This window comes from Trichococcus palustris (genome assembly GCF_900114465.1).
In the GTDB taxonomy this organism is placed as follows: domain Bacteria; phylum Bacillota; class Bacilli; order Lactobacillales; family Aerococcaceae; genus Trichococcus; species Trichococcus palustris.
Map to the genome: position 1 here is coordinate 1 of NZ_FOTD01000007.1, position 22,820 is coordinate 22,820.

24 protein-coding genes are annotated in these 22,820 nt (G+C 48.3%); 3 read left to right on the top strand and 21 right to left on the bottom strand.

What is annotated here, in order from left to right:
• Positions 1-248 (bottom strand): helix-turn-helix domain-containing protein (locus tag BM101_RS06245; RefSeq protein WP_218149892.1); only part of this gene is annotated, 248 nt, incomplete at its 3' end.
• A gap of 117 nt (positions 249-365) precedes the next feature.
• Positions 366-902 carry a neutral zinc metallopeptidase gene (locus tag BM101_RS06250; RefSeq protein WP_087033983.1) on the bottom strand — a complete coding sequence of 179 codons (537 nt, stop codon included), beginning with the start codon at positions 900-902 and terminating at the stop codon, positions 366-368.
• 381 nt (positions 903-1,283) lie between these two features.
• Between BM101_RS06250 and BM101_RS06255 the strand changes: the two genes are divergently transcribed.
• Complete coding sequence (locus BM101_RS06255) at positions 1,284-2,027, top strand: glucose 1-dehydrogenase (protein WP_087033982.1); 744 nt, start codon at positions 1,284-1,286, stop codon at positions 2,025-2,027.
• Positions 2,028-2,406: 379 nt separating this feature from the next.
• Here BM101_RS06255 and BM101_RS06260 read toward each other — a convergent pair whose 3' ends face one another.
• From BM101_RS06260 to BM101_RS06275, 4 genes are all read right to left on the bottom strand, one after another.
• Positions 2,407-3,156, bottom strand: a complete 750-nt coding sequence (locus tag BM101_RS06260; RefSeq protein ID WP_087033981.1) for a beta/alpha barrel domain-containing protein — start codon at positions 3,154-3,156, stop codon at positions 2,407-2,409.
• Between the two features lie 151 nt (positions 3,157-3,307).
• Positions 3,308-4,126, bottom strand: coding sequence for a DUF975 family protein (locus tag BM101_RS06265; RefSeq protein ID WP_087033980.1), 819 nt, complete (start codon positions 4,124-4,126; stop codon positions 3,308-3,310).
• A 144-nt stretch (positions 4,127-4,270) separates the two neighbouring features.
• Positions 4,271-4,642, bottom strand: coding sequence for a zinc ribbon domain-containing protein (locus tag BM101_RS06270; RefSeq protein WP_177194411.1), 372 nt, complete (start codon positions 4,640-4,642; stop codon positions 4,271-4,273).
• Entirely contained in the window at positions 4,642-5,193 is a 552-nt protein-coding gene (locus BM101_RS06275; RefSeq protein ID WP_087033978.1) for an O-acetyl-ADP-ribose deacetylase, read from the bottom strand. The genes BM101_RS06270 and BM101_RS06275 overlap by 1 nt, the downstream gene beginning before the upstream one ends.
• 221 nt (positions 5,194-5,414) lie before the next feature.
• On the opposite strand from BM101_RS06275, the gene BM101_RS06280 reads away from it, so the two are divergent.
• On the top strand, positions 5,415-6,614 hold the full coding sequence (locus tag BM101_RS06280; RefSeq protein WP_087033977.1) for an MFS transporter: 1,200 nt from the start codon (positions 5,415-5,417) through the stop codon (positions 6,612-6,614).
• 111 nt (positions 6,615-6,725) lie between these two features.
• On the opposite strand, the gene BM101_RS06285 is transcribed toward BM101_RS06280, so the two are convergent.
• The 8 genes from BM101_RS06285 to BM101_RS06320 all read right to left on the bottom strand — a co-directional run bounded on the left by BM101_RS06285 (position 6,726) and on the right by BM101_RS06320 (position 12,338).
• Positions 6,726-6,938, bottom strand: a complete 213-nt coding sequence (locus tag BM101_RS06285) for a YdbC family protein (RefSeq protein ID WP_087033976.1) — start codon at positions 6,936-6,938, stop codon at positions 6,726-6,728.
• A 203-nt stretch (positions 6,939-7,141) separates the two neighbouring features.
• Positions 7,142-7,564: an OsmC family protein gene (locus BM101_RS06290; RefSeq protein WP_087033975.1), complete on the bottom strand. Its 423-nt coding sequence runs from the start codon at positions 7,562-7,564 to the stop codon at positions 7,142-7,144.
• Positions 7,565-7,579: 15 nt separating this feature from the next.
• Positions 7,580-8,338: an amino acid ABC transporter ATP-binding protein gene (locus BM101_RS06295; protein WP_087033974.1), complete on the bottom strand. Its 759-nt coding sequence runs from the start codon at positions 8,336-8,338 to the stop codon at positions 7,580-7,582.
• Between the two features lie 15 nt (positions 8,339-8,353).
• Complete coding sequence (locus BM101_RS06300; protein ID WP_087033973.1) at positions 8,354-8,998, bottom strand: amino acid ABC transporter permease; 645 nt, start codon at positions 8,996-8,998, stop codon at positions 8,354-8,356.
• Positions 8,999-9,027: 29 nt separating this feature from the next.
• A complete protein-coding gene (locus BM101_RS06305) occupies positions 9,028-9,870 on the bottom strand; it encodes a substrate-binding periplasmic protein (RefSeq protein WP_087033972.1) in 843 nt (280 codons plus the stop codon).
• A gap of 131 nt (positions 9,871-10,001) precedes the next feature.
• The gene (locus BM101_RS06310) at positions 10,002-10,667 is read right to left on the bottom strand and encodes an SIMPL domain-containing protein (protein WP_087033971.1); all 666 of its coding nucleotides are present in this window, start codon (positions 10,665-10,667) and stop codon (positions 10,002-10,004) included.
• A gap of 182 nt (positions 10,668-10,849) precedes the next feature.
• On the bottom strand, positions 10,850-11,482 hold the full coding sequence (locus BM101_RS06315; protein WP_087033970.1) for a GyrI-like domain-containing protein: 633 nt from the start codon (positions 11,480-11,482) through the stop codon (positions 10,850-10,852).
• Between the two features lies 1 nt (position 11,483).
• On the bottom strand, positions 11,484-12,338 hold the full coding sequence (locus BM101_RS06320) for a nucleotidyltransferase domain-containing protein (protein WP_177194412.1): 855 nt from the start codon (positions 12,336-12,338) through the stop codon (positions 11,484-11,486).
• 394 nt (positions 12,339-12,732) lie between these two features.
• Between BM101_RS06320 and BM101_RS06325 the strand changes: the two genes are divergently transcribed.
• Entirely contained in the window at positions 12,733-13,929 is a 1,197-nt protein-coding gene (locus BM101_RS06325; RefSeq protein ID WP_245825820.1) for a cation:proton antiporter domain-containing protein, read from the top strand.
• A 53-nt stretch (positions 13,930-13,982) separates the two neighbouring features.
• Here BM101_RS06325 and BM101_RS06330 read toward each other — a convergent pair whose 3' ends face one another.
• The 7 genes from BM101_RS06330 to BM101_RS06355 all read right to left on the bottom strand — a co-directional run bounded on the left by BM101_RS06330 (position 13,983) and on the right by BM101_RS06355 (position 22,802).
• A complete protein-coding gene (locus BM101_RS06330; RefSeq protein ID WP_087033967.1) occupies positions 13,983-14,693 on the bottom strand; it encodes a response regulator transcription factor in 711 nt (236 codons plus the stop codon).
• 6 nt (positions 14,694-14,699) lie between these two features.
• The gene (locus tag BM101_RS06335) at positions 14,700-17,414 is read right to left on the bottom strand and encodes a sensor histidine kinase (RefSeq protein ID WP_087033966.1); all 2,715 of its coding nucleotides are present in this window, start codon (positions 17,412-17,414) and stop codon (positions 14,700-14,702) included.
• A 26-nt stretch (positions 17,415-17,440) separates the two neighbouring features.
• Positions 17,441-17,995 (bottom strand): K(+)-transporting ATPase subunit C, encoded by a 555-nt coding sequence (gene kdpC, locus BM101_RS06340; RefSeq protein WP_087033965.1) that lies wholly within the window; start codon positions 17,993-17,995, stop codon positions 17,441-17,443.
• A 9-nt stretch (positions 17,996-18,004) separates the two neighbouring features.
• Positions 18,005-20,062: a potassium-transporting ATPase subunit KdpB gene (gene kdpB, locus BM101_RS06345; protein ID WP_087033964.1), complete on the bottom strand. Its 2,058-nt coding sequence runs from the start codon at positions 20,060-20,062 to the stop codon at positions 18,005-18,007.
• A 16-nt stretch (positions 20,063-20,078) separates the two neighbouring features.
• Positions 20,079-21,764 carry a potassium-transporting ATPase subunit KdpA gene (kdpA, locus tag BM101_RS06350; RefSeq protein ID WP_087033963.1) on the bottom strand — a complete coding sequence of 562 codons (1,686 nt, stop codon included), beginning with the start codon at positions 21,762-21,764 and terminating at the stop codon, positions 20,079-20,081.
• Positions 21,761-21,859, bottom strand: a complete 99-nt coding sequence (locus BM101_RS14560; RefSeq protein ID WP_409373495.1) for a potassium-transporting ATPase subunit F — start codon at positions 21,857-21,859, stop codon at positions 21,761-21,763. The genes kdpA and BM101_RS14560 overlap by 4 nt, the downstream gene beginning before the upstream one ends.
• 196 nt (positions 21,860-22,055) lie before the next feature.
• Positions 22,056-22,802: a class I SAM-dependent methyltransferase gene (locus tag BM101_RS06355; protein ID WP_177194413.1), complete on the bottom strand. Its 747-nt coding sequence runs from the start codon at positions 22,800-22,802 to the stop codon at positions 22,056-22,058.
• Positions 22,803-22,820: the final 18 nt, after the last annotated feature.

Below are 22,820 nucleotides of genomic sequence, written 5' to 3' on the forward strand. Positions count from 1 at the left end.
TTTTGGCTGGCATTCGCCAAGGCCAAGTTGTCCACTTCTTTCAGGAACGGAAATTCTTCTTTGAAGGAAGTATAGGTTCTCGGCTTGATGGATTTCAGCAGTTCTTTGTCGTCTTTGTATGTTTCGTAAATTTTCTTTCGGTCAGCCAGCATCTGGTTGAAGATGAACCGTGCGGAGCCAAAACAATTGGCGAAATAGATTTTCTGTTCCCGATTGGGGTACAAACGGAACTGAAAGGCTTTCAGCATGATACTCACCTCTTTGGCTTCATTATACACCTCCGAACAGGTGTTCGCAAAAGATAAAGCAAGGGAAAAGACCGTGCCGCCTAACTCATGACTGAAGTCACGAGAGTGCAGCAGCACTTATTCAAAGTCGCCCTCATCCAGGATACCCTGATCCTGGACGTAGCTTACCCAAACACCCACTAGATAATCAGCCTGCAACTCCAGGCGGACATTCAGGTCATTGAATTCCGTTTCGCTCAACTGGCTGCGCTGTCCCTGCACCTGATCCATGATGCCCAACAGATTTTGGACGTGGTGTCCGACTTCATGCGCCACGACATATACCATCGCGAAGTCCCCCGATGCGCCGTATTCCTGCGACAACTGTTTGTAGAAACTTAGATCGATGTACAATTTTTGGTCGGTCGGACAATAGAATGGCCCTACCTGTGAACCCGCCACCCCGCAGGCTGATTGGACTTGATCGGTGTACAAGACCAAAGTCGGTTCCTTATATTCCATATTATTGGCGGCAAAAATCTTGTTCCAGGCATCCTCGGTATACCCCAATACAACCGAAACAAATTCCGCCATTTGGTATTCCGTCTTGTCGCCTGTTTCCGTGACTCCCGTCGGCGCCGTTTCCGTCGGACTGCTTCCGCCTCCACCGAGCAGATCGCCCCTTCAGTAACCGCATTTACTATCGTGTTCATTATATCTTATTCACCCCGTGACTTTAAAAAAATTTCAGCCGGAAGAAGCCCTAAACTTTGGAAAGATAGATTGTCCATTATTGCACAAAATATTATCGGCTGGTTTTTTCCTGATATCTGCTCTTTTCCAAATCATTGCTTGTTTTTCGCCGATAAGGATCCCTTTATTCGCAACCATCCTCGAAATTGTGACAGAAATTGGATGCGGCTCATTTGTGAGAAGAATATTATGTTGTTGTTATATTGACTATGGAATGATCTAGGTATAGTATTGATGTAAGCCTATACATTTCAACGAAATATTTTTATGGGAAAAACGCCAGTGCCAAAGGAGAGTCGTTTTATGAGTAAATTAGACAATAAAGTAGCTATCATCACAGGGGCAGCACAAGGAATGGGTGCCATGCATGCTCGCATGTTCGTAGAAGAAGGCGCCAAAGTAGTAATAACGGACATCAATGAAGAAGCCGGCCAAGCCTTGGCTGAAGAACTCGGCGAAAATGCTCTTTTTATGAAACTCGATGTCTCCAAAGCTGATAATTGGGCAGCCGTCGTAGATGTGACGGAAAAAGCATTCGGACCCATAACGGTTTTGGTCAACAATGCCGGTGTCGGAATCTTCAAAACCTTGGACGATTTGACCGAAGCGGATTTCCGTTTGACCTTTGAAATCGATGAATTAGGTGTATTCTTGGGCATGAAGGCCGTCGTTCCATCCATGAAGGTAGCCGGCATCGGTTCCATCGTGAATATTTCCTCGGTCGATGGTTTGGTAAGCGCCCCGACAGCTATCGCTTACAGCGCATCGAAGCATGCGGTCACCGGCATGACGAAAGGCGCTGCGGCTGAATTGGGGCAGTTCAATATCCGCGTCAATTCTGTCCATCCCGGCATCGTTGCAACACCGATGGCGGAACAAGGCGATGTCTATGAATACATCAAACAATTGGAAAAGGATCTTCCTTTGAGAAGAACCGGAAAACCGGAAGAGATATCCAATCTGGTCATCTATCTCGCTTCCGATGATTCCAGCTATTCGACCGGTTCGCAATTCGTCGTTGATGGCGGGATGATTTCCGATCTGTAAGCCTTTCGACAATACATATCCATCAGACAATAAAAAAGCAGCGGCAGATCGGACACATGAGGTGTGTCTAATCTGTCGCTGCTTTTTTTAACAGGCTATAACGTATTCCTTTTTGATCTAAGAAGCGCATCACTACAGGTATTTCACAGATTCCTGATCTGTTTCACGCCATCACGTGATGTCTAACGGTCCAAGCCTGCCTCTCGGAAATTAGATAAATCTGACCCCTTGCGCTCTACGATGCTCATTCAGGGCCAGATTCCCTAAATTGTCATGACTCTTGCGATTTTAATCGCTTAGAGGCATGATACACTTGACCGAATAGGTCACAGTGTTTCCTAATTCAAGGCAGGACGGGCTTGGACCGCTTTTCTTATTTCTAATCTTTGTGCTCTTCCAGTTCTTCGACCTCTTCGATGGTCAGACCTTGGTGGGACTGCATGTATTTTTCCCGTTCCTTTTCCCGGTACTTGTCCATTTTCCTGCGGAACAGCTCGCCGTTTGAAGGCGGTGTCCAGCTGATCGCATTCGCCCCGGCATTGATGGTCTCCATGATGGCTTCGTCGTCCGGCCCCCCGGTTGCGATGATCGGCACATCGGGGAATTTTTCGCGGATGCGGCTGACGATATAGGCGGTGTCCGAACCGCCGCTGACGTTAAGGATATCGACGCCGGCATCCAGACGCGCCTGGATATCCATGTACTCGGAAACGATGGTGCACACAATCGGGATATCGACCGTTTCCTCTATCTGTTTGATTGTTTCGAGCGGCGTCGGTGCATTGACGACAACCGCCAAGGAACCTTGCGCCTCGGAAAACAAAGCGATGTTCGCGCTGCGTTTGCCTTGGGTCGTCCCTCCTCCTACTCCTGACAGGATCGGGATGGTCGAGACATTGGCGATGCTTTGGATGACTGCCGGATGCGGTGTGAAAGGATAGACTGCAATGACCGCGTCCGCATCATTGTTCAAGATGATGGCAATGTCGGTTGTGAAGATCAAGGATTTGATCCGTTTCCCGAAGATACGGATGCCCGAGCAATTCCGGATGACGCTCGGAACCTGGATGGTGTCGCTACGCAGATCGGTCGTGATGCTCGGCGCTTCTTTTTTGGTTCTTTTTTCCATAAGCCATTCCTTCCTTTATTTGAATAGGTAACTATTGTTGGTATTTTTTGCATTTTTCGAAAAAAACAAGCACAACGGATAACAAGGTCGTTGTGCTACTCGTGCTGAAGCTAATTTTAAAGTCTTCTTCATCCACCTCTGGCTCGCTGCATTATTCGCCGGAAGTGCTGATGTTCTCATCCCTCAGCACTTCCGTATAGAAGACTGCTCGCGCGGCTTTCCGTCTCGGTTCGACGATGAAGGTCAGAATGAAGAATGCGGCAAACGCCACCAATAACATGATGACGAAGAGAGCCAGCGAAGCATACGATGACCTAGTGCTGTTGTAGTTGAATAATACGGTGAAAATAGATGAAAGAATCAGGCTGACTGGAATGAAATAGCTCCAGATATATGACAGATCCAACTGGAATAATTTCAATTTTTTCCCCTTCATGAATGATTCGCTTTGTTTCAGGATATCCGTTGTCTTCATGTCAGGATTATCGAAATAAATGAAATTCGCCAACGCCAAGGAATAGAATTTGATGATTCCCGGGATGAACAATAAGATTGCCCACAGGAAGATGTAGATCGCCTGTAAAGCCAGCACGCCAAACATCTTCCAAACGTTCCTTTCGAACGGTTTGATCAAATGAGATGCGGAAAGCGGAACTCCGTCCAGCATATCCAAATAACCCCATTCATTCCCCATATGCATCGCAGCCATGAGCAAGCCAACCGCTATGGACAGGACTATATTCAGTAACGTCTGGAACGCCGAAAAATTCATCGAAAGGATTGTATCGATTGTGGGGATACTCTGCCCCGATAAGTTGATATTCATCAAACTTTCGCCGGTCAATGACCGCACGATGGATTGCAGTGTGCTGTTCGCTATCCCAAGCATAATCATATTGATTACCGCCATTTTATAATTGCCGCGTAAATACTCTCTTCCGCTGGCTCTAATCTCTCCGTTTGTCATCATTCCAAAACCATCCCCTATGCGTTATGATCAAACTCGCTGGTTATATTATAACATATACTGTAGTTGAAATTTCAATTTATGAAAATTCACGATAACCATATTTCCCCTGCTGCAAGAAACGCTATTCGGAATTCCTATGCGGGATCAATCCAGCTTTGTGCCGCAGTTCGGGCAGAAATGGGCACCTTGCGTGTAGGCGGCTCCGCAATGCCTGCAGGACCGTTCGACCGGCCCGCCTTCCCTGTATAATTGCAGGTTCCGTTCATCGATTTCAACGGCTTCTCCGCGCTGGATCGCCTTCCCTATCTGTTCGTCCAGCAAGTATAAGGTATCGCAACAGCTCGTGCGCACGATATATTTTTTACCGAAGGTGATGATGGGGATAAAAAATAAACGGAAGCGATTGCCGGCTAGGTAGACTTCGTAGCGCCCAAAATGGCCGCAGCGCGAACAGGTCATCGTTTGATTGTAGTCCAGCTGTTGCCGGAACGGTCGTACATCAATAAATATGAACATCATTTATCTCCTTGCTGTTTATTTTCCAAAGCTTGGCTGTAGGCTTCCGCTACCGTATTGTCGTAGCAGACAAACCAGATTTTCCTGAGCGGGACATCCGGATGGGCGATCAGGTATTCTTTCACGGTCCGGACCGCAATCTGCGCGGCTTCCGCGATGGGATAGCCGTAGACACCCGTGCTGATGGCTGAAAAGGCAAGCGTCCGGAAGTTTTCGGCGTCAGCGATTGCTAGCGTTCTCCGGTAACAGGATGCCAACAGTTGCGCTTCCTGATGATTGCCGCCTTGCCAAACCGGTCCGACCGTGTGGATGACGTGGGCTGCAGGCAAGCAATAGCCTTTTGTAAGCTTCGCCTCACCGGTCTGGCAGCCTCCCAACGTCCGGCATTCCGCCAATAATTGCGGCCCTGCCGCCCGGTGGATGGCGCCGTCGACACCGCCTCCGCCCAAAAGGGAACGGTTCGCCGCATTCACGATGGCATCCACGGCGCAATCCGTTATGTCCCCTTGATAAATCGCCAACTCCGTTTGATTGATCACTGCTTTTTCCATGTCCTGCCTCCTCATCTATCGCATAGCCTCGGAATCTTTTGGTCTATTCAACTTTACCAGAAAAAGAGCATTTTTTCTATTTGTCGGCATCCAAAATCAGTAGTGCTGCCGCAAAGTGTTCCGCTGGACATTCCCCTTAAAAAGGATTTTAATAAGTCTGAGCGAAACATTTATTGTCATCATCAACCTCTATATAATCCAAAGTAAAGAAGGTCTTGCATATGGCTGATAACAAAAAAGACAAGAAGCAACTTTTCGGTATGGATCGGAACGTTTTCTTTGTCGGATTGACCAGTTTTTTGACGGATACGACCACGAAGATGGTTTACAGCATCTTGCCCCTCTTCTTGACGACCTTGGGCGCATCCAAGACGGAGATTTCCTTGATTGAAGGGGTAGCGGAGAGCACGGCTTCCGTCCTGCAATCCTTGTCCGGCTGGTGGAGCGATAAAATCGGCCGCAACAAACCGTTTATGATCATCGGTTATGGGATAACCGCCCTCCTCTCGCCCCTATTCGCCTTCGTGAGCACCCCTTTCCAGGTGCTTTCCATCCGTTTTGTGGAACGGGTCGGAAAAGGCATCCGGACGGCGCCTCGGGATAGCTTGGTAGCCGCCTCTTCTGAAGAGAACAATAACGCCGGCCTGAACTTCGGGTTCCACAAGGCGATGGACAATAGCGGAGCCATCATCGGTCCGTTGATGGCCTTTGCGGTGCTGTGGTTCTTCCCCGGCGATTACCGGAAGGTCTTCCTGCTTGGGGCCGTTCCTGCCTTCTTAGGCGTGCTGTCCATCATCTTTTTCGTCAAAGAGGCGAAGCGTGCCAAGACTGAAAAACTAGGCAAGTTGGCCTTCAGCGATTTTTCGAAGGATTACTACATTTTCCTGTTCATCGTCTTCATTTTCACGTTGGGTAATTCCACGGATGCCCTCTTGCTGCTCAAGGCCAGCGATGTCGGCATCAAGGACACGTTCATTCCGATCATCTATATGATTTTCAATGGTGTTTCCGTCCTTTTCGCTATTCCGTTCGGAAAACTGTCCGACAAAATCGGCAGGAAGCGCATCATCATCGCCGGTTATGTGATGTTCGCCTTGATCTATTTCGGCTTCGGCAAAGCGACCACCCCGCTTGCGATAACCATCCTTTTCGCTTGCTACGGATTATACAGTGCCGCCACGGACGGCATCCAAAAAGCCTTGGTATCCGATATCATCGGCAAGGAAAAGCGCGGAACCGGCTTGGGCGTCTACAATGCCATCCTTGGTATGACCTTGCTCCCCGCCAGCTACATTGCAGGACTGTTGTATGATCATGTCAACAACCGCGCCCCTTTCTACTTTGGTGCGGCGACGGCCATCCTTTCGGCCATCCTGATGCTGCTCTTTTACCGCAGCGGCAAACGTGCCGAAACGAAATGACGGGATGCTCCTTGGAAAAATAACTGATTTTACTCACTAAAACAGAAAAATCCCCGCCTGAAACGAATGGCTTCCTTTGCGGATAGCCCTTCCTGTCAGGCAGGGATTTTCTTATTTATTCAATAATCGGTGCAATGTGGCCATTTCTTCTTCGGTGAAGGTCATCCCTTTGCCCATCTTCTCGTGGTTCGGGCTCCACTCCCGGATGTCGTACTTCGGCGGTCTGCCGTTCCAACTCACCAGGTTCAATTCCTTGGTCCAGCCTTTCGCCGATTCGGAAAGCACGCCGATTTCTTCTGTTATCTCGAATGTGATGTCTGCCATCTGTTTTCCTCCTTTTCCCCTCTGCCTATCAACTACGCAAAACGTTTGGCATTTCATTCCCATTATGCCAGTCCAAAGCACCAAGGTCAAAAAAAGGCTAAAGCGTTCTGCCACTTCAAGCCTTTTTTAACGTGTTTGGAATGTGTATTTCAGGTCCACGACAATCTTCGGGTTTGGGCCCGACGTTCCGAGCCAAACCACCCTTATCCCCTGGTCAGCTTTTCCCCGTTCAGGACCACATCATAGGTTATCTTTGCGCTCAAGGAATCGGAGACGCTGCAGTATTTCTCTTCGCTCAGGTCGATCGCGCGCCAAACTTTTTTCGCATCGATGTCCCCGTCCACAACAAGCGTGGTGTGGATGGCGGTATAACCTTTGGGCGCCTCCTCTTTGCGTGTGCCGTCTGTGATGAACTCAATTTTCGTGATTTTATCCAGAAAATGGTTCAATACCATGGTGACGTCAATGCCGATGCAGCCCGCCAAAGAGGCCAGCAGCATTTCCGTCGGCGTTGCGCCTTCCCCCATGCCGCCATATGCCGGGGTGGCATCCATTTTGATGTCGTAACCGGAATCCCCTTTTGCGGTGAACTTCCGGCCGCCCGTCCAAGTTGTTGTAACAATCATACTCTTTCCTCATTTCTATAGTATCTTGTCCTGCTCTTCTTCCATCTTCAGGAATTTCCTTGCACGTTCGGTCTTCGGTCCGGCAAAGAATTCTTTTGGATTGCCTTCCTCGACGACGACGCCGTCCGCCATGAAGATGACCCTTCCGGCCACATCCCTGGCGAAATTCATTTCATGCGTGACGATGACCATCGTCATGCCTTCCTTCGCGAGTTCCTGGATGACATTCAGTACTTCGTCCACCAGTTCAGGGTCCAAGGAAGAGGTCGGTTCGTCGAACAGCATAACGTCCGGATCCATCGCCAAGGCCCTGGAAATGGCGACTCGTTGCTGTTGCCCGCCGGACAGCCGGGAAGGATATTCGTCTCTTTTCTCGAATAGCCCGACCCGCTTCAAGAGGTCTTCGCCGATTTTGACGGCTTGCGTTTTGTCCATCTTTTTGACGGTCAGCAACGCTTCGATGACATTTTCCAATGCCGTCTTGTGCGGATACAGGTTGAACTGTTGGAAAACCATGCCGGTATGCACCCGCACTTCACGTACTTTTTTGACCCGTTCCTTCTTGCTGTGCGAAGCATCGATGACGATGCCGTTCACCTCGATGCTTCCCTTCGTCAGCTCCTCGAGGCCGTTGATGCAGCGCAGCAACGTGCTTTTTCCGGATCCGCTCGGCCCCAGAATGGCGACCACTTCCCCGGCCTGGATTTCAATATTGATATCTTTCAGCACCTCCAGCTTGCCGAAGGATTTTGCTAAGCCCTTGATGGTTATCATTCACTCTCACCCGCCCTATTCATAGATCGACAGCCGTGCTTCCAGCTTGTTCAACAGGAAGGAGAACAAGGTGCTCAATAGCCAATAAATCAATGCAATCCCCAAATAAAACGGCAAATAGACATAGTATTGGGCAATCAACAGTTGGGCGGAGCGCAACAGCTCCGTCACACTGATGACGGACACCAAGGAAGTCTCCTTCAGCATGCCGATGAACGTATTCCCGACCGGCGGAATCGCGACGCGGATGGCTTGCGGCAGGATGATCCGCCGCATCGCTTGCCAAGGCGTCATGCCGGTGGCATAGGCCGCTTCCGTCTGTCCTTTCGGGATGGATTGCAGAGCCCCGCGCATCGATTCGGACAGATAGGCGCCGTTGTTGATGCTGAGCGCGATGAATGCAGCCGGTAATGGCTGCAGACTGATGCCGAAATCTACCAGCCCGTAATAGATGATGATGATCTGCACGAGCGTCGGCGTTCCGCGGATGATGGATACATAAAAACGAGCGATCGCTTGAATCACTTTATTCCCTTTCAGACGGGCGATGGCTACAACCACTCCGATGAGCGAACCAAAAAACATCGAGACCAACGTGATCAGCAGTGTGTAGTAGGCGCCCTTCAATAGGAATGGGAGATTTTGCGTGACTATTTCCATGCCGTTTCAGGCTCCTTTCCATTCTTTCCTTACTCTGCCGGTGGTTCTTCCCCGAACCATTTCACAAAGATGTCGCGGTAGGTGCCGTCTGCTTTCATTTTAGCTAATATGGTATTTACTTCGGCGATGAACGTTTCATTGCCCTTGTTTACGGCGATACCGGCTTGGTCTGATTTAATGGCATCACCGACTGCCTTGATTTTGAAGCCATTTGCTTCAATGACTGGTTTCAAGGCATACATATTGTTGATGGTGGCATCGATTCTGCCAGCGTCCAGATCCTTCAAGGAAGTGATGACATCGTCATAGGTGCGGATTTCAAAATCGCCGACTTCCGGCATCAAAACCGTGCGCAAATACGTTTCATCGTTTGTGCCCAGACCAACTCCGATGCGTTTGCCGGGAAAATCTTTGACCGATTGGATGTCTGTATTCGCTTCGCTGACGATGACTCTCACTTGGTTTGTGATGTACGGGTCAGAGAAAAGCATCTCTTTTTTGCGCTCGTCAGTGATCGTCATTTGGCTGACGACCATATCAAATTTATGCGCCTTCAATCCGGCAATCATGCCCGAAAATTCTTGCGAAACGAATTCCACCTTTACGCCCAAGCCCTTTGCGACTTCTTTGGCGATATCGACGTCAAAACCGTCCATTTCCTTGTTTGCATTCAGGAAATTATAGGGTTGGTAGGTTCCCATCACACCCACTTTCACGACACCTGCATCCTTCACTTGCTGCAGCAGATCGCTTGTTTCCGCTTTCGAGGAGCTTTCGGCGCTGGAGCCGGTTGTCGTCCCTGTCCCGCCGCATGCCGCCAAAAGGAATACTGCTGTTGCGACCATCGCTAAAAAACCTGTTTTCTTCTTCATCTTTTCCCCGTCCCTTATCTCTTATTTTTGCCGTTCCTTCTGAGCGCCTATCACAAACTAAATGTTACACGAAAGTTTTTTCGTCTGCAACATTTAGGGCTTCCCCCGATTTCATGCGAATAAGCGTAAAGTCAGATCTTCTCACCGTTCAATATTTCCCATACGACGGTGACGGTATCGCTGTTTTCGATGTCTTCCGGCTCCAGGTCGATCATGGGTTCACTGTCGAACAGCATCTTCGAGGAGGCTTCATAGACCCTGGAATGGATAGTGATTTCACCCCAGTCATAGTCGATCGCCAAAATTTTCCCCAGCATGACCCCTCCTGCGGCTGCCAAGATCTGCGCCTTCTTTTTGGCATCGCGGACGGCATTTTCCAGCAGGGCTGCTTCCACATCGGACTTGTCCTTCAGGAAAAAGCGGACAGAAAATTCCGGTTTGGCGGGACAACCGGCAAGGGCGAACAGGATCCGGCCGAGGCGTTCCGTGTCGTTCGCAAAAGTTATCCGCAAATCGTTGCGGTAGACATAGCCGACAAAGTAGCGTTTGTTTTCCCCGCGATAATCATTTTTGTACTCATAGGCGCTGTCGATCGAAAAGTGCGAGGATTTGATTTCCTTTTTCGGGAATCCGAGCGGCGCCAATGTTTCCCGCAGTTGTTCCAAGGCAACGGCGGCGCTCTTCATGGCTAATTCGTAGGTGTCCTTGGTATTTTCCAGATTCATCGTGATGGCAATCGCATCCGGTGGTGCGCTGGCAAACCCTTTTCCCTTTACGGTCATCCTTGCTGTTTCCATGTTTTTTCCTTCTTTCCTGGACTGTTCATTTTCGTTACCCTAACGGTATCATGTCAGCGGCTTTTATACAAAAATGATGATCTGTTCCGAAAAAAAACAGCTCACGAGGAGCTGCGGGTGATAAACGTATTTCGTTTCTGTACCTTTTGCGCAGGAAAATCAGGCGCCGGGGGGCACAGCTCTCATCCTATTTTTTCGCAGGTAAACCGGAGGACGGTTTTCATTTTTTCCGGGGCCGTTTTTCTCGGATCGGAGATGTATATTTCACGGTGGGCCATCGCTTTGCGGACATAGCCGTTTTCCGTGCAAAAGGCTTCCATCTTCCTGAATGATTCCGGTTCCGTCTCGTAGGGTCCGACGTGCATCAGCTGGCAACAGGCCCCTTCCTCTATCGTTTCGAAGGTCAGCTTAGCCAGAGACGGTAAATTTTTCTTGGCCTTCGTCTCCGCCAGGAATCTTGCAAACAAGTCCTCATCCAAAAAATCGGGTTGGCGGATCATCAAGGCGTATTTCAGATTGCTTTTCACGGTCGCCGGGATGCTCTTATCGATCAGGTCCCAGACTCCTTCCAAAGGGAAAACGACATAGGGATAGTAGCCCACCGGCACATCCTCTTTCTTGTAGGACATCTTGACCGCATAAGAGAAGGCATAGAGCGCCTCGACGTCCGCTGCAAAGCCCGGTCCGTTCGGATCGCCTTCCCCTGCCAGCGTAACAAAGGGCATTGCCGGAACAGCCACCAGCGCCGGCGTCTGTTTCGGCAGGTAGAGCTCCTTGAAATCCTTTTTGTAGTCGACTTTCTTTTGTTCAGCCATATTATTCCCCCGCTTTCACAAAGTCTTTCCGGTACGGTTCGGCCAGCTCGCCGATTTCGCGTTGCAGCGATTCGATTTCCAGGCACGCCAATCCGGGATTGTGCTCCGCCAAAAAATGGTATACCTGATTCACGCGTACCTTGAAATGGGTAGGTTTGACCGCCAGCTTATTCGCTTGATGCACGCCGCCTTTTTCGTTCATCAGGAATTTTTCATTCAGTGCGAAGATGACCTGAACCCAAGCACAGGCCGCCTTGAAGAAAGCGCCGCTCGCATAGTTCAAATCTCCCTTCAGCAGTGCCTTCCGCGAAGAATGGATGGAGAAGTCAGCCTCGAAAAGGAATTTGTCGATGGTCGCTTGCCGCATTTCCGGCGGATAGGCTCCCCGGGAAATCAGTTTTCCCTTCAATGCCGAAACAGGCTTTTCGGGACTTTCCCAGACGATTTGGCAATCATTGACCTCAGCCGCGTAGATGCTGTTGACGAAACCAAATGGATGTCCGCTCTGGTCGCTGATGGTGATGTGCCCGTTCAGACAGTCCTTGATTGTTTGTTCTACGCGCTTCGTTTCCCGAAGAATGAAGTCCACCGGCTTACCTTCCATTGTTGTCCATGCTCCGCCATTAACCCACGGCCCCCAACTGCCCGGTAAAAATAAAGAAGCCTCGCCGGTGTCATCCAAGCGTTGGATGGCTCCTTCCAATTGTCGAAATTCGATGTGCTCCGGATCATAATAAATGCCTATATCCGTGTCGGACAAATCATCCGCTTCTCCTCTGCATAGGGATCCACCCAATACGATGCCTTCCACTCCTTTTAAAGAATCTAATTCTTTCACTATTTTCTCGACCTTCACACAATCCACCTCTTCGCTTTTCTTCTGTCAATTATCCCAGTGCCACCACAAATATCCTGTAAGCCGTTTCATTTGTGAACATTATTGAACGCTTTGAATTACCCTCACTCAGGCCGGGAAAATGACTTGATGAGAAATTATCTATATTATCATTGTAATGCAAACGCAGATATTTTGATAGTATTTGAAAATCGAAATAACTTTCCTGCAAACGGCAACCGACCGTTTTTTTGAAACCGTTTTTCTTTGTTATTGTCTACACATTAAAAGAATGATATCCTACAAATAACGGCGATTTACTCTGCCGAATGAATTTGCTACAATCTTTTTCTGGATGGCTGACTTCTGTGCAGTAGACGCAGTGTCGTCAGTTTTTTCACAGGAAAACCTGGAGGTGTGCGTTTTGATTTTTAGTCTTGCTCTTCTATTGATCGTCGGATTTCTGTTGAGCTCCCTTTTTGCCCGTTTCCAGTTACCGGGCTTGCTTGGCCTTATCCTGACCGGGATTTTATTGGGCCCATACGCATTAAATCTGCTGTCGCCCGATTTATTGGCTATTTCGGCAGATATCCGCAAAATGGCTCTGATCATCATTTTGGTGCGCGCCGGCTTGACATTGGATCTGCGGAATCTGAAAAAAAACGGCCGTCCGGCTTTCCTGATGACCTTTTTGCCGGCGACTTTTGAAATTTTGGCTGTGCTGTTTTTGGCACCGAAGCTGCTTGGCATCACGTTTTTGGAAGCCGCCATTCTGGGCGCTGTTTTGGCTTCGGTCTCCCCTGCCATTGTGGGCCAACGGATGATCCTGTTGATCGAAAATGGTTATGGAAAAGCAAAGGGCATCCCACAAATAATTTTGGCTGGCGTCTCGATGGATGACGTCTACGTAGTTGTGCTGTTCACAGCCTTCATGGGCATCTACACGGGCAGCGGCTTCCAAGCGATTACGCTTCTTTCCATGCCCGTATCGATTGCGCTGGGCTTGCTCGGGGGCCTGCTCGTCGGTTTGGCATTGATAAGCCTTTTCCAGTATTTTCATATTCGTGATACCATGAAAGTTTTGCTGATTCTGAGTGCCTGTTTTCTGTTGGCATCTTCGGAGGATTCCTTTGCCAAATATATCCCCTTCTCCGGCCTGTTGGCTGTCGTGGCCGTTGGGGCTACTTTATTCAGGCAGCGGCCCGTTTTATCCAAACGGCTGAACGGAAAATTCGCCAAAATTTGGGCAGGAGCCGAAATTTTTCTTTTTGTCTTGGTCGGGGCGACGGTCGATATCACCGCTCTGGGTGATGCCGGTTTTGCAGCTGTCTTGTTGATTTTCGGCGCCTTGCTGTTCCGGATAATTGCCGTATTCTTGGCCATATCCGGCACGAATCTGAATGCGAAGGAGCGCGTCTTCACCGCTTTTGCCTACACACCGAAGGCTGCCGTTCAGGCTGCCATCGGCTCCATCCCTTTGGCGGCAGGGGTGGATGCGGGCGGCATCATTTTGATGGTCGCTGTGCTGGCGATCATTTTGACCGCACCGATTGGGGCTACCTTCATCGACCGCAGCTATCGGAAATTGCTGACGAAGGATGCCATCACTTAGATTTGCGAAAACACACACATATCTTCTGTTGCGCAAGAAGATATGTGTGTGTTTCATTTTCCCTGGAGCTCTTCTACCATGCGGTAACCTACTCCGACTTCGGTCAATATGTATTCAGGCTCAGCTCGGTTTTTTTCGATCTTTCTGCGGATATTCGCCATATTTACCCGTAATGTCCTGTTCTCATCGGTGTATGGCCCCCATATGGCTTTGGTAATAAAATCATGCGTCAAAACCTTGCCGGCATATTGGGACAACAGAACTACTATTTTGTATTCATTCGGAGTCAAATGCACATCCGTTTTCCCGACTGAAACCTTCCTTTTTTCATAGTCAATCGCCAGTTCCCCTACCGTAAAGATAGCGTCCGGCATTTCAGAAGCCTTTTTTTTATGAAGACTATGCCTTAACGCTGTGCGGATGCGTGCCAGCAGCTCTGATGTGCTGAACGGTTTTGTGATGTAGTCATCTGCTCCCAGATCCAGCGCCTCCACCTTCTCCCGTTCGTTGTCCCTTGCCGATACAACCATTATCGGAACATCTGACAATTTGCGCGTTTGCTTCAGTACATCTACCCCATCCATATCGGGCAATCCTAGATCCAATAGGATTAAGTCGGGATTATAGGAAGTCATCATCGACAATCCCTCTTTTCCATTTTTAGCTTTGATTACATGATAATCATTTGACAGTAAGATAGCTGTTAAAAAATCCGTAATATTTTCTTCATCCTCGATCAAAAGAATACTGAATTTATTTTCCATCCTTTTTCACTCCTCATCCAACGGTAATGTAAATTCAAAAACAGCACCACCATCAATGCGGTTGACGCCTTTCATTTTCCCACCGTGCGCCTGCACAATGGTCATACAGATGGATAAACCGATTCCCATGCCTCTGGATGAATCGGAATTCTTGCGGTTATTTGCCTTATAAGGTTCGAATAAAAACGGAAACTCTTCGTCTGCAATTCCTTCTCCATAATCGACCACCGCAAAGACGGCCTGTTTGTTCTTCTCATGCAGAAAGACATCTATCGTGGAATCCTCCGGTGAAAATTTTACTGCATTCTCCATCAGGTTGATCAGCACTTGCATAATTAAAGTCGCATCCATCGGCACAAACAAGGCATCATCCGGAACGCTGACCCGAAACTTGCGATTGGGGAACCTCTTTTTAATACGGCTGATTGCACCCGCAATGACTTCCTCGGCGATTTCATCGGTTTTAATGATCGAAACAGAACCGTCTTGGATGCGCGTAACCGAAAGCAAATTTTCTACCAGGCGAATGAGCCATTGCGCTTCGCTTTGAATGGAATGCAATAATCTGCGCTGCGTTTCTTTGTCCAAGGTATCCTCATTTTCCAATATAGCGGAACTGGCTCCCAAAATGCCGGTTAACGGTGTCCGCAAATCGTGTGAGATTGAACGGAGCAAATTGCTCCTCATTTTTTCCCTTTCGTTCTCGACAGTTGTTTCTCTTTGCTTATCCGATAATTCCTGACGTTCCATAGCGAGGGAAATCAAAGAAGAGATCATCTGTAGGGTAGCGCGATTCTCATGGTTGAAGGGCTCCTTTTTGCAATCAATCCCCAATACGCCCCGTACTTCCCCTTCTGAGGCGATTGGAAGATAAAATCCATCTGCCCCGCTGAGCGTATCTGTCCCCGAACCGGCGATTTTATTATTTAAAAATACCCAGTTGGCAACCGCCTGCTCATCCCGCGAGATGAGGTAATCCGCATCATCCTCACTGGTCATATCCAGCAAATCGCTCTGGATGCCGCCTTTATCATTTTTAGTGTAAAAAACAACAGAGCGATTAAACAAACGGCCGATATACTCGTTCACGATGGCAGTAATATTAGTCAATCCGCGTGTTTTTAAAAGTTGCCGGTTGATGTCATACAAGACATGTAGGCGTTGTTCTCTTTCCACTATCAGATAGGACTGGATTTTTGATTTTGTGATCATGCTTGAGGTAATCAATGCAATCAGGAGCAGGATAATGAATGTGACTATATAGTTGGAATCATATATTTTCAAATCAAAAACAGGCGAAACAAACATGACATCAAATAAGATGACGCTTATCAGTGAAGAACATGCGCCGTAGACATATCCGTTAGTCATTCTCGCTGTTACGATTACCCCCAGTAAATAGACCATTGATAGGTTATACTGTTCCACCCCTAACATTTGCAGTCCGTAAGATACAAGGGTTGCCGACAGCAAAATGCTGGCCATCTTGCTTGTGTCCGTCCATGATAGGGACCAATGTTGCATCCATTTTTTGAATGCTATTTTTTTGGATGCCTGCTCCCACTCCCTGCTAGACTCGTTGTTGGAAAGAATATGGATTTCACTCTTATCCAGTAAGGAAATCAATTTATCTTCAAAATCTATTCTCCCAAAATAATGGAACCCTTCCTGCTTTCGACTTTTCCCGATTACGATGTTTGTGATCCCAGATATATTTGCAAATTCCGCTATGGTTTCAGCTACATCATTTCCGTGCAGAACAAGCGTTTTGGCGCCTAATTTATCGGCCAGTGCCATATTCCCCTCTAAAATTTCCTTTTCTTTGATGGATAATCTGTCCTCATCGCCCGTCTCCACGTATATTACTGTCCAATTGCAATGGAAAGCTTCCGCAGTCCGAGCAGCCCAACGGATACTTTTCGCTGCGAATGGCGAGGGGCTGATGCATGCCAAAATGTTCTCATTGGCGAATTTATCGGTTGAACCGCTTTGTGACTGTTGTTCGGCGCTGATTCTGTCGGCCAATCTCCGCATGGCTATTTCGCGCAGCAAGCGCAAATTCTCTTTCGTGAAGAAGTTTTGTTGGGCCAATTTCACTTTGTCTTCCCGGTATATTTTGCCTTCCTTCAGCCGGCTGATCAATTCTTCTGAGTCTATATCGACCAGTTCAATGCTGTCAGCCCGATCAAAGATATAGTCCGGTATGGTTTCATTCACGCTAACATTTGTGATTTTCGCAACGATATCGTTCAGGCTTTCGATGTGTTGCACATTCACCGTTGTGTATACATCGATGCCGGACCGCAGGAGTTCTTCTATATCCTGGTACCTTTTTTTATTGCGTACACCAAACGCATTCGTATGCGCCAGTTCATCCACCAAAATCAATTTCGGTTTCCGTTTCAGGGCAGCATCCAAGTCAAATTCCTGCAGTTGGATATTTTTATAAGTCACTTGTTTTGGCTTAATAAAAGAAAGTCCGTGCAATAAAAAATTCGTTTCGGGACGGGTATGCGGTTCGACATAGCCGACGACGACATCCACACCCGCTTCCATTTGATCATGAGCCGCTTCCAGCATCGCGAAGGTTTTCCCCACTCCGGCCGAATATCCAAAAAATATTTTCAGCTTGCCGAAATCCTCTTTTTGACGTTCCTCTGTTTCTTTGATCTTTTTCAGCAACTCAAGCGGATCCGGACGCTTGTCCTCCTGCATTCCCATCCCTCACCCTCCTTTTCTATCTTTTCCTATCCGTTGGACAATTCATCCAATGCTAAATTCACTTCCAGGACATTCACGACCGGTTCCCCGAAAAGGGAGAATGCCCGTCCGCTTGTCTGTTCGTCGATGATTGCCTGAACCGTCGCTGGCTCCAAGTTGCGTTCGCGTGCGATCCGATTCACCTGATAGGCAGCTGCTGCCTGTGAAAGATTGGGATCGACTCCGCTCGCTGGTGCTGTCACCAATTCAGCCGGGACAGCTTCCTTATTCAACGGATCCAAGTCTTCCCAAAAGGCTACCCTCCCGGCAACCGCGGCCGCCTGTTCATCGCTGGAAGGGGACAGGTTGCTGACTTCTTGCGGCCGTCCGATTAAATACTTAGGATCCGTAAAGGTTTGCCCCAATAATTTCGACCCTACCACTTCTGCGGTCCCTTCCTTGTTTTCTATAGTAATCATACTACCATTCGCTTTATCTTGAAAGAATAACTGTGAAAAGCCCGTTATGGCGACGGGATAGACAATCCCGCAGATGACGGTGAAAACCATCAGTGCACGTATACTTGTTCCTAATTTTTTCATGGTTCCCTCCTACACTAATCCCAAAAAGGTGATGATGATATCGATCAGTTTAATTGCAATAAAGGGCGCCACTAAACCGCCCAAACCGTAAATCAAAATATTGCGTTTTAACAGCTTCCCTGCCGGGATTTCTTTATAGGCAACCCCTTTTAAAGACAATGGAATCAAGAAAATGATGATCAAGGCATTATAGATGATCGCCGATAGGATGGCGCTGTTCGTGCTTGTGATGTTCATGAAGTTCAACACAGCTAAATCCGGATAGATGCTTAAGAACAATACCGGGATGATCGCGAAATACTTCGCCACATCGTTGGCGATGCTGAACGTGAACAAGGCACCGCGCGTCATCAACAACTGTTTCCCGATCCGGACGATTTCAATCAGTTTTGTTGGGCTGGAATCCAAGTCGATCATGTTCCCAGCCTCTTTTGCTGCTTGCGTTCCGGAGTTCATCGCCACCGCCACATCTGCTTGCGCCAATGCGGGGGCGTCATTGGTACCGTCTCCGGTCATGGCGACCAAATGCCCGTTTGCTTGATATTCACGGATCAGGTTCATTTTGTCTTCCGGAGTCGCTTCTGCCAGGAAGTCATCCACACCCGCTTCAGCGGCGATGGCTGCTGCCGTCATGGGGTTATCCCCGGTAATCATGATTGTCTTGATTCCCATGTTTCGCAAATTTTGGAATTCTTCCTTCACTCCGTTTTTCACGATATCTTTCAAATAGATGACGCCCATCGCCTTGAAATTTTTCGCAACTACAAGCGGTGTGCCGCCTTTTTCAGCAATATCCCTTACAATTTCGTCACACGCTTCCGGATATTTTTCGCCGTGTTCCAAGACATAGGCCTTGACCGTGTCGGCTGCGCCCTTACGGATTTCGTTGTCCTGGTAGTTGATGCCGCTCATTCTTGTTCTCGCGGTGAATTCGATAAACTCCGCATGCAATGCCCCCATATTGCGTTCGCGGATGTTGAATTTCTCTTTTGCCAGAACGACAATCGACCTTCCTTCCGCCGTTTCATCCGCCAAAGAAGACAATTGTGCTGCGTCCGCCAATGCCTCGGCAGTCACGCCTTCAAGCGGATAAAATTCAGCCGCTTGGCGATTGCCTAATGTGATTGTTCCGGTCTTGTCCAATAACAGGACATCCACGTCCCCTGCCGCTTCAATGGCACGCCCGCTCATAGCCAAAACGTTCGCTTGGTTCAATCGGCTCATTCCGGCGATCCCAATGGAGGAGAGCAAAGCACCAATTGTGGTGGGAGCCAGGCAGACGAGCAGAGCAATGATGTTTGTGATGGAAACAGCGGTACCTTGACCTGTTTGCTCGGCCGAAAAATTTGTGAATGGGAACAGACTGGCACTAACAACCAAGAAGATGATGGTCAATGTCACCAAAATGATTTGCAAGGCTATTTCATTCGGAGTCTTCTTGCGGGAAGACCCTTCAACCATAGCAATCATTTTGTCCAAGAAGCTTTCGCCGGCTTCTGCCGTCACTTTGATGACTAACCAGTCCGATAGAACCGTTGTCCCGCCTGTTACGGCACTCCTGTCTCCGCCTGATTCGCGTATGACCGGCGCCGATTCGCCTGTGATGGCACTCTCGTCAACGGATGCCGCACCTTCGACGACGTCACCGTCCATCGGGATTTGATTTCCGGCTTCGACGAAAACAAGGTCGCCTTTCTTCAGTGCGCTGGAAATGACCATCTCATAAGTGCCATGGTCTTCTTTCGTTCTCAATTTTTTTGCTTCCACATCGGAACGTGCACTGCGTAGGGTATCGGCTTGGGCACGACCCCGTCCCTCCGCAATCGCTTCTGCAAAGTTGGCGAAGAGCACAGTAAACCATAATATCAAGGCTATGGTAAAGGTATATAGGGAAGACTCATCTTTTAAACCGCCTAAGGATATAAAATACAAAATGGTCGTGAAAAGTGCTCCCAGGTAAACGACCAACATGACTGGGTTGCGTACTTGCACTTTTGGTGTCAATTTTTTAAAGGATTGTTTTACCGCATCCATCAGAATATCCTTTGATATCGCATTATTATTCATGCTTATTCACCTCAATTTATATTGTTGTAAAAAAATCTGCAATCGGCCCTAGCGTTAAGGATGGCAAGTAGCTCAACGCGCCAATAATGATGATGACCCCCAACAGGAATGCCGTAAACAAGCCATCGCTCGTAGAAAGTGTCCCTTCCGTCACAGCCACTTGTTTCTTCTTCGCAAAATTGCCCCCCAAATAAAGGGCTGCAATCATCGGAACAAAACGGCCAACCGTCATCGTGATGCCCCCAACGAGATTTGTAAAGACGGTGTTGGATTCGAATCCCGCAAAGCTGCTCCCGTTGTTATTGGACATGGAAGTGAAATTATAAAGCACCTCCGTAAAGCCATGCGCTCCGTCGGTATGGATCCAGTTCCCTATCATAGGCATCATGATGGCTGCGGAAGTACCGATTAAGCTTAATAGAGACGGTATTAAAATCATCACACTCGCCATTTTCATGTCGAAAGGATCAACTTTTTTACCTAGATATTCTGGCGTACGCCCCACCATCAGTCCGGCAATAAAAACCGCCAGCAGCACAAAGGCCAACATCCCATAGATGCCTGATCCGATACCGCCGAAGACGATTTCGCCTAACTGCATCAAGAATAATGGCGCGATGCTTCCTAATGAGGTATAGCTGGATAGGCTGGAATTGGTTGCGCCGGTTGATGTTGCTGTCGTTGCCGCTGCCCATAAGGTAGAACCGGCGATACCATGAACCACTTCTTTCCCTTCCATATTTCCGCTCGTTTGAACACCCGCGTATACCGGACCCATCGTAAGTTCACTGAACGTCACGAGTGCCAGCATCCCAACGAAGAGAACCGCCATGGTTGTAAAGAGCGCTCTTGCATGCTTCTTGTCGTTCACCGCTTTACCAAAAGTGAAAAGCAATGACACCGGAATCAGTAACATGGAAAAAATTTGCAGTACATTTGAAAAGGCAGTCGGGTTCTCAAATGGATAGGCCGCATTCACACCGAAGAATCCTCCCCCGTTTGTGCCGAGCATTTTGATGGCGGCTTGACTGGCTACCGGCCCTAGTGAAACACTGAAAAGTTCACCTGTCTCCAAGCCATTTGCTTGTTGCACCCCTTGAAAGGTTTGAACGACCCCTTGTGATGCCAATAAAAGTGCGACGATCATAGCTAAAGGCATCAGGACATATAGGATGACCCGCGTTACATCTACCCAAAAGTTCCCAATCGTCTTGCTTTCCTTTAGTGCCAATCCGCGGATGACCGCAAACAGCACGGCCATGCCAACCGCTGCCGATACAAAGTTTTGCACCGTCAATCCCAGCATTTGAGATAAATAAGACAAGCTATCCTCACCAGCATAAGCTTGCCAGTTCGTGTTTGTGACGAAGCTAGCTGCAGTATTGAAAGCCAAATCCCAAGACAGGCCAACTTTCCCTTCAGGGTTTAAGGGGAGGTACGCTTGCCCCATTAAAAGAATCCACAACCCTATTAATCCGGCAATCGAAAATTGGATGACGGCCAGAGCATACGACTTCGCAGTCATCTCTTCCTCTTCCTTTATCCCAATGAGACGGTATACTCCTTTTTCTATCGGCGCCATCACTTTGGACAGCCATACATTTTGATTTGTCATCACCTTATAAATGTATTTCCCAAAAAACGATGCCAGAATCACCAGGATGCCGAAGAAAACGGCATATTGCACAATAATAAAACTCATAGCTCTTCACCTCTAAATAAGACATAAAATAAATATAGTAATAAGCCCAACCCCAATAAACCCGCAAAGATGGATACAATTTGCACCGTTCCCACTCCCAACTTCTTGTTATTTGTTTTTCTACTTGTTAATCATAACGCCAACACCCGTTAAGATAGTGTTAAGGAAAGCTGTAGGGTGTTAAGATTGTGCATAGGTTCCGCTTTCTTTTTTGAACGAAGCAAAAGAGTGCCTGACACAATCATTTTTCATGATTTATGTCAGGCACTCTTTATCATTTTGATTAAGAAGTCAGTTTTTCTGCATGATGTAGAAGACGTAGTTGTAGTAGTCTTTATATTTCTCGAAATGTGCGATTTCTTTCCTGTTCTCCGCCATGAGGTCCCAGGCTTCCTGGCTGTTATCGTTTCTCTCAAGAAAGGCGGCTGCGCCGGTTTCGTAGTAGTGGTAATAATGCGTGGTCCAGTCGGATTCCGGCAAAACGAAATGCGCCAGCGGTACATAGCCGGCTTCTTCTATTTGGCTGATTTTCTGGGATATGGTTCCCATTTCCGGATAGACTTCCGTCCAATAGCGGTCCACTTCTGTCGGCCGCTCCGTCGTCAACCAGGAGATTTCCGAAACGACCAGGTAGCCTTGCTCCTTCAGCAACGGATGCCATTCCTGCAGGCCGCGGGAAAAGCCGATATTGTAGATGGCTCCCTCTCCCCAAATGACATCCAAAGAATCGGGTTCAAAATCCAATTGTTCCATATCCATTTCCCGCACATCCACCCGACTGCCGATGCCAATCTCCATCACTTTCTGCCGCAACAGTTCCAGAAACTCGGGACTGTTGTCGATCGCGGTGATGTGGGCCGGCGTCTGTTCGCTCAAAACCATGGTTTGGGCCCCGGTCCCGCAACCGATATCCAGCAATTTCGCTTGCGGTGTCAATTGCGGTAGAAATTGCAGGGCCCTGATTGTGCTTTGCGGGCTCCCCGGACCTTGCCGAGGATTGTGCTTGTGGAAATCAATAATCAATTCCAGTGTCTCCATTATGATTCTCCTCACTAT

Coding starts and splice junctions, on each gene's coding strand:
- BM101_RS06270 (WP_177194411.1), bottom strand. CDS start 4,642: ATGTTCATATTTATTGATGTACGACCGTTCCGGCAACAGCTGGACTAC.
- BM101_RS06275 (WP_087033978.1), bottom strand. CDS start 5,193: ATGGAAAAAGCAGTGATCAATCAAACGGAGTTGGCGATTTATCAAGGG.
- BM101_RS06265 (WP_087033980.1), bottom strand. CDS start 4,126: ATGATGACAAACGGAGAGATTAGAGCCAGCGGAAGAGAGTATTTACGC.
- kdpA (WP_087033963.1), bottom strand. CDS start 21,764: ATGAGTTTTATTATTGTGCAATATGCCGTTTTCTTCGGCATCCTGGTG.
- BM101_RS06295 (WP_087033974.1), bottom strand. CDS start 8,338: ATGATAACCATCAAGGGCTTAGCAAAATCCTTCGGCAAGCTGGAGGTG.
- BM101_RS06285 (WP_087033976.1), bottom strand. CDS start 6,938: ATGGCAGACATCACATTCGAGATAACAGAAGAAATCGGCGTGCTTTCC.
- BM101_RS06260 (WP_087033981.1), bottom strand. CDS start 3,156: ATGGAAAAAAGAACCAAAAAAGAAGCGCCGAGCATCACGACCGATCTG.
- BM101_RS06355 (WP_177194413.1), bottom strand. CDS start 22,802: ATGGAGACACTGGAATTGATTATTGATTTCCACAAGCACAATCCTCGG.
- kdpB (WP_087033964.1), bottom strand. CDS start 20,062: ATGAATAATAATGCGATATCAAAGGATATTCTGATGGATGCGGTAAAA.
- BM101_RS06330 (WP_087033967.1), bottom strand. CDS start 14,693: ATGGAAAATAAATTCAGTATTCTTTTGATCGAGGATGAAGAAAATATT.
- BM101_RS06300 (WP_087033973.1), bottom strand. CDS start 8,998: ATGGAAATAGTCACGCAAAATCTCCCATTCCTATTGAAGGGCGCCTAC.
- BM101_RS06305 (WP_087033972.1), bottom strand. CDS start 9,870: ATGAAGAAGAAAACAGGTTTTTTAGCGATGGTCGCAACAGCAGTATTC.
- BM101_RS06280 (WP_087033977.1), top strand. CDS start 5,415: ATGGCTGATAACAAAAAAGACAAGAAGCAACTTTTCGGTATGGATCGG.
- BM101_RS06310 (WP_087033971.1), bottom strand. CDS start 10,667: ATGGAAACAGCAAGGATGACCGTAAAGGGAAAAGGGTTTGCCAGCGCA.
- kdpC (WP_087033965.1), bottom strand. CDS start 17,995: ATGAAAAAATTAGGAACAAGTATACGTGCACTGATGGTTTTCACCGTC.
- BM101_RS06290 (WP_087033975.1), bottom strand. CDS start 7,564: ATGATTGTTACAACAACTTGGACGGGCGGCCGGAAGTTCACCGCAAAA.
- BM101_RS06255 (WP_087033982.1), top strand. CDS start 1,284: ATGAGTAAATTAGACAATAAAGTAGCTATCATCACAGGGGCAGCACAA.
- BM101_RS06315 (WP_087033970.1), bottom strand. CDS start 11,482: ATGGCTGAACAAAAGAAAGTCGACTACAAAAAGGATTTCAAGGAGCTC.
- BM101_RS06335 (WP_087033966.1), bottom strand. CDS start 17,414: ATGGGAATGCAGGAGGACAAGCGTCCGGATCCGCTTGAGTTGCTGAAA.